The 4,058-nt window shown below is 67.7% G+C and carries 5 protein-coding genes and 1 tRNA gene; 3 read left to right on the top strand and 3 right to left on the bottom strand.

Going from position 1 to position 4,058, the window contains the following annotated elements; translation table 11 throughout:
• Positions 1-41 precede the first annotated feature (41 nt).
• Positions 42-620, bottom strand: a complete 579-nt coding sequence (locus VGD20_RS12670; protein ID WP_331134790.1) for a nucleotidyltransferase family protein — start codon at positions 618-620, stop codon at positions 42-44.
• 42 nt (positions 621-662) lie between these two features.
• Here VGD20_RS12670 and VGD20_RS12665 point away from each other — a divergent pair, with 42 nt between their 5' ends.
• Positions 663-1,670: an XdhC family protein gene (locus VGD20_RS12665; RefSeq protein ID WP_331134789.1), complete on the top strand. Its 1,008-nt coding sequence runs from the start codon at positions 663-665 to the stop codon at positions 1,668-1,670.
• Positions 1,671-1,736: 66 nt separating this feature from the next.
• Here VGD20_RS12665 and VGD20_RS12660 read toward each other — a convergent pair.
• Positions 1,737-1,811 (bottom strand) — tRNA-Gly (locus tag VGD20_RS12660).
• Between the two features lie 191 nt (positions 1,812-2,002).
• On the opposite strand from VGD20_RS12660, the gene VGD20_RS12655 reads away from it, so the two are divergent.
• Positions 2,003-2,914 carry a tetratricopeptide repeat protein gene (locus VGD20_RS12655; RefSeq protein ID WP_331134788.1) on the top strand — a complete coding sequence of 304 codons (912 nt, stop codon included), beginning with the start codon at positions 2,003-2,005 and terminating at the stop codon, positions 2,912-2,914.
• Positions 2,914-3,564 (top strand): LON peptidase substrate-binding domain-containing protein, encoded by a 651-nt coding sequence (locus VGD20_RS12650; RefSeq protein WP_331134787.1) that lies wholly within the window; start codon positions 2,914-2,916, stop codon positions 3,562-3,564. The genes VGD20_RS12655 and VGD20_RS12650 overlap by 1 nt, the downstream gene beginning before the upstream one ends.
• A 10-nt stretch (positions 3,565-3,574) precedes the next feature.
• Here the strand turns inward: VGD20_RS12650 and VGD20_RS12645 are convergent.
• A partial coding sequence (locus tag VGD20_RS12645) for an RNA polymerase subunit sigma-70 (protein WP_331134786.1) occupies positions 3,575-4,058 on the bottom strand: 484 nt, incomplete at its 5' end.

Below are 4,058 nucleotides of genomic sequence, written 5' to 3'. Positions count from 1 at the left end.
GCCCGACATCGCATGAGCCACGCCGGGACCATCGTCCTCGCTTATCGCTGCCCGATATCGCCGGGCAGGTCGATGTCGGCGAGTTCGCCGGGCGGCGCCGTCACGAGCGTCGCGCCTTCCAGCAGCGCCTTGCCGCCGCGGTCGCCGGCGCCCGCCTGCAACGCGCCGAACAGCGATCGTCCGAACAGCGCAGGCGGCATCGCGGTACGGCCGTCGGTCGACGCGACCACGGGGGCTGCCGAGGGATCGAAGCGGGCCAGCAATGTCCGCAGATGCTCCGCCGTCACGAAAGGCATGTCGGCGAGCACGACGAGCGCCGCCGCTTCCGTCCCGCGCGCCGCGACGGCGATGCCGCACGCGAGCGAACGCGACAATCCCGCCGCCGCGTCGGCATTGACGACGATCTCGAACCCCAGCGCAATCAGCCGCTGCGCGAGGACGCCGTCGGCATCGGGGCAAACCGCGATCCGTCGTCCCGGCGCCAGTTCGGCGATTCGCATCGCCGCGTGGAAAGCCAGCGGCACACCCGCGACGGGGGCGAGCAGCTTGTCGTCGCTTCCGAAGCGCCGCGAACGCCCCGCCGCGAGCAGGACCACGCTGATATCTCCCGCCTCGATCATCGCCGTCTCTCCCTTTGTCACCCGACTCAGCCGATTGTCGCGATGATAGCAACCGCACCGACCGACATTTTGCGCTTTGCGCTCGCGCGGATCGATGAAGGCGTCGGGACGGCGATCGTGACGCTTGCCGGGATCGAAGGCTCGTCGCCGCGCGCGATCGGCGCCCAGATGGCGGTGAGCGCCGACGGGCGACATCTCGGCTCCTTCTCGGGCGGGTGCATCGAGACTGCGGTGATTGCCGAGGCAATCGACACCCTCGCGGGCGGCCGCGCCCGGCTCGTCCGCTTCGGCGCCGGATCGCCCTATATCGACATCCGGCTGCCCTGCGGCGGCGGGATCGACCTGCTCTTCAATCCGCTTGCCGGGCGCGATGCGATAGCGGGGCTTCTGTCACGGCATGCGCGGCGCGAGCTGGCGGCGCTGCATTTCTCGATGGGCGGTGTGCGATCAGGCTTGCCGACCGGACAGGCGGCGACCGGTTGGCAGGGCGATGATTTCACCGTCGGCTACAAGCCCACACTTCGCCTGATCGCGCTTGGACAGGGCGAGGAATTGACCGCGGTCGTGCGGCTTGCCGCAGCCTATGGCGCCGGCATTACCGCCATGTCGCCTGACCTTCACACGCTGGCCTCGCTCGCTGCCGAAGGGTTCGACACCGCCGAACTTGGCGTCCGGACGCGGTTGCCCGCACTGGACAGCGATCCCTGGACCGCGATTCTCTTCCTGTTTCACGACCGCGACTGGGAGGAATATCTTCTACCCCACGCCCTGAATGCGCCGGCCTTTTACGTCGGCGCGATCGGAAGCCAGCGAACACAGCGCCTGCGGCTCGGCTCGCTGGAGGCGGCGGGCGTGTCCGCGCATCTCCGTGACAGGCTCCGCACCGCGGTCGGCCTGATCCCGGCCACGCGCGATCCCGCGACGCTCGCGCTATCAGCACTCGCCCAGATCGTCGAAGATTATCAGTTGATCGAACATGGTCGCTGGCCGCAGCCTGCGGCGCACTTCGAAACCGTAGGAAACAGGCGCGGGCCCGGAGCAAGCCGTTAGCTGCCAAACGCAGCCGACAGTTCGCACCCCGAAGGGCTAAACCAAATCGCCGGAAAATGGAAAAACTGGAGCGGGCGAAGGGATTCGAACCCTCGACCCCAACCTTGGCAAGGTTGTGCTCTACCCCTGAGCTACGCCCGCTCTGGCGGCTGGAAACCGGTCGGTTCCAGCGGGTGAGGCGGGCGATTAGCACCGGCTTCTGGAGTCGGCAACCCCTGTTTGCGATTTTCTGCGAAGGGTTGGCATATCGCCCGTAAATCCCACATAAGCGGTGCGAGAGCCCTTTCCGCCAATGCGGAAATGGCGGGAAATCAAAAACAGGAGCATCTTTCGTGGCCACTCTCGGTCTGAACCCGCAGGAAAAGGAAGCCGTCGAAGCGTTCCGCCGCGACGTCGTCGAACCATCGATGACCAGCCTCGTCATCCTCGATTTCTGGGCCGAATGGTGCGGCCCGTGCAAACAGCTTGGCCCCGTGCTCGAAAAGGTCGCCGAGGATTATGCCGACAAGGGCGTCGTGCTGGTCAAGGTCGACGTCGATGCGAATCGCTTCATCGCCGGCCAGTTCCAGGTCCAGTCGATCCCGACCGTCTATGCGATCTTCCAGGGCCAGCCCGTCGCGAACCTGACCAATGCGCGCACCGAAAGCCAGCTGAAGGCGATTCTCGACCAGCTGCTCGCGCAGCTTCCGATCGAGAGCGAAGCGACTGCGCGCGCGGTCGAAATCGCGCCGCTGATCGAAATGGGCGACGCCGTGCTCGCCGAAGGCGACGGTGCGCGCGCCGCGAGCATCTTTGCCCAGATACTGGAGATGGCGCCCGACAATGCCGCGGCGCACGGCGGCCTCGTTCGCGCGCTCGTGCTGGCGGACGATATGGCGGGTGCGCAGGCCGCGCTCGACATGGTGCCGGCAGAGATCGCCGAGGATGCCGCCATCGCACAGGCGAAAAGTGCGCTCGCCCTCGCCGCCGATGCGCCCGATGCGGGCGAACTCGCTGCCTTCGAAGCGGCGGTTGCCGCGAACCCCGACGATCATCAGGCGCGCTATGATCTGGCAAGCGCGCAGATCGGCGCCGGCCAGCGCGATGCCGCCGCCGACAATCTGCTCCACATCGTCGCCGCCGACCGCGAATGGAACGAGGATGCGGCGCGCGCCAAATTGCTTTCGCTGTTCGAAGCCGTCGGTCTCGAAGACGCATGGGTCGCGGCGCAGCGCCGCCGCCTGTCGCTGATCCTGTTCGGCTGATGAGCGAGACCGCTCCCCTGACCATCCAGCGGATCGCGATTTTCCCGCTGCCCGGTGCAGTGCTGTTTCCCCGGCTGCACTTGCCGCTGCACATCTTCGAACCGCGCTATTCGGCGATGGTGCAGGAGGTGCTGGCGCGCGACCGGCAGATCGGGATGATCCAGCCGCGCCAGCTTCCCGGCGAAGAGGATCGCGAACCGCCCGCGCTCTACGACGTCGGCTGTGTCGGGCGCATCATCGACGTCGAGGCGCTCGACGAAGGCCGCTTCAACCTCGTGCTCGAAGGCGTCGCGCGTTTTCGCGTCCGCCGCGAACTCGACGTCACGACGCCCTTCCGGCAGGTCGAGGCCGAGATCGAGCGCGAGGCCGACGACGACGCCGTGCTCGCGAGCATCGAACGCGCGAGCCTCGAACGCGAGGCCAAGCGCTTTGCCGCACGGCAAGGCTATGTCGTCGACTGGGATTCGGTCGGCCAGCTCGACGATGCGACGCTGGTCAACGGTATTGCGCAGGTCGCGCCCTTCGACGCCGCCGCGAAACAGGCGCTGCTCGAAGCATCGCCGATCGACGCGCGCGCCGAACTGGTTGTCCAGATGATGCAATTCTTCGGCCGCTTCGACGGCGACGACGGACGCGCCACGCTGCAATGATCTGGCGCGATCAGTTCGGCTTGCGTATCGCGGCATAACGAACGATGTCGGCGAGCGCCCGGCGTACGACGTGACGATCGCTTTCGCGCAGCCGTTCGACAGCCTCTGTTACCATCAGCTGGTCGCGAACGAGCGCGCGTTCGGCGGCGACGCGCGCTTCGACCCGGCCGCTCTCGGCCCGCGATGCGCGCGACAGCCCCGCGCGGCGGCGCGCCGCCCAGTCGCCAACCAGCCGGTCGGCGACAAGGCCCGCGAGACAGTCCGCCGCGCGCCGTTCGGTCGCCGCTTCAGCATCGGGGTCGGTCAACCAGTCGTCGACGCCGTCCTCCTGCAGGGCGTCGAGCGACAGCGTTGCCGTGACGTGCCTCCGCCCCGCGCAGCGCTGGTCGCCGTGGAGGCGGTGCCGCAGCGCCTGCAACTCGGCGCGGAACTGCCAATTGACATAGGTCGTGAAACGCGCGCGCGCCGGATCATAGCGTTCGGCGGCGCGGTGG

It is taken from the genome of Sphingopyxis sp. (assembly GCF_036402335.1).
Classification (GTDB): Bacteria; Pseudomonadota; Alphaproteobacteria; order Sphingomonadales; family Sphingomonadaceae; genus Sphingopyxis.
This window is presented reverse-complemented; position numbering and strand designations above follow the sequence as displayed.